The organism is Cupriavidus sp. WS, from assembly GCF_000395345.1.
Classification (GTDB): domain Bacteria; phylum Pseudomonadota; class Gammaproteobacteria; order Burkholderiales; family Burkholderiaceae; genus Cupriavidus; species Cupriavidus basilensis_B.
The window spans coordinates 1-1,227 of sequence record NZ_AQPL01000345.1; the positions used below are offsets into that span (position 1 = coordinate 1).

Genomic DNA, 1,227 nt, shown 5'->3' on the forward strand with positions numbered 1-1,227 from the left:
GGAAGCGCACCTGCGCGAGCTGGAACAGCGCATCGAGACCTCGCGCATGCAGGGCGAGAAAAGCCTGGCGCAACTGCTCGGCCTGAGCAAGGAGTAAGCATGGAAGTCGATTTCGAAGCGATCACCGAGTACCAGCGCTACAAGCTGATGGCCAGCCTGATCGTGCCGCGCCCGATCGCGCTGGTGACGACGCTGGCCGCGGACGGCACCGTCAATGCCGCGCCGTTCTCCATGTTCAACATGCTGGGCGAGGAGCCGCCCATCGTGATGATCAGCGTCAACCGGATGCAGGACGGCGCGCTCAAGGACACCGCCGTCAACATCGCGCGCAGCCGCGAGTTCGTGGTGCACCTGAGCGACGAAGCGATGGCGCAGAAGATGCACGACTGCGGCGAGCGCCTGCCGCCCGACCAGAGCGAGCTGGCGCGCGTGGGCCTCACGCCGCTGCCCTCCAGCGCGGTGGCGCCGCCGCGCATCGCCGAGGCGCCGGTGGCGTTCGAATGCACGCTGTGGGAAACGCTGGAAACCACCAGCCGCCAGATCTTCATCGGCCGCGTGCTGCGCCTGCACGCGCGCGACGGCCTGATCGACACCGAGACCTGGCGCGTGCGCCTGCAGGACTATTTCCCGGTGGGCCGCTTCGGCGCGAGCTTCTACGTGACCACGCGCGACCGGTTCTCGCTGGACACGGAGGCGGGGGTGGCTACGGCGAGTACGGCGGTGGACGAGATGTGAAGGTGCGCCGGGGCGCCCAGTCCGCGCTTGCCACGCGTGAATGCATGGACTGGACCAACCGAACTTAGTTTAGTTGGGCGTACCATGCCCGGTCCCGTGCGCCTCGTGCGCTAGCGTGCCTCCCGCCTAATGGCTGATCATCCAGGGCCGCCCGTTCGGGTTGCCCTTCGGCGCGCCAGCCGGCGCGCCGGCCAGCTTCACCTTGCCCGCGCCCGCGCAGCACCCGCAGCCCGCGCCGTGCCCGCGCCCGGACTCCTTCGGCGCGTGCGCGCTGCGTTCGTTGATGGCGTGCGCGCGGCGCGACGCGGCCGGCATGCCGGCCAGCGACGGCGCGGCGACCAGCGCGCGCTCGGCGAAGCTGCCACAGGACGGGCAGGCGCAGGGGTCGTCGCGGCGCGACATGGGCCGCAGCGCGGCAAAGTCGCCGCAGTCGCGGCAGCGGTAGTCGTAGGTCGGCATGCGGTGGCCTCCGGTCTGGTTTGCGGGCGCGGC

At 70.7% G+C, this 1,227-nt stretch carries 2 protein-coding genes and 1 pseudogene; 2 read left to right on the top strand and 1 reads right to left on the bottom strand.

Annotation, left to right across the window (positions count from 1 at the left end; genetic code table 11):
• Both K206_RS43100 and K206_RS0125720 read left to right on the top strand, forming a co-directional pair.
• A pseudogene (locus tag K206_RS43100) lies at window positions 1–97 on the top strand (GntR family transcriptional regulator); the annotation flags it as partial.
• A gap of 2 nt (window positions 98–99) precedes the next feature.
• Entirely contained in the window at window positions 100–735 is a 636-nt protein-coding gene (locus K206_RS0125720; RefSeq protein WP_020205255.1) for a flavin reductase family protein, read from the top strand.
• A gap of 126 nt (window positions 736–861) precedes the next feature.
• Here the strand turns inward: K206_RS0125720 and K206_RS0125725 are convergent.
• A partial coding sequence (locus K206_RS0125725) for a zinc ribbon domain-containing protein (RefSeq protein WP_020205256.1) occupies window positions 862–1,227 on the bottom strand: 366 nt, incomplete at its 5' end.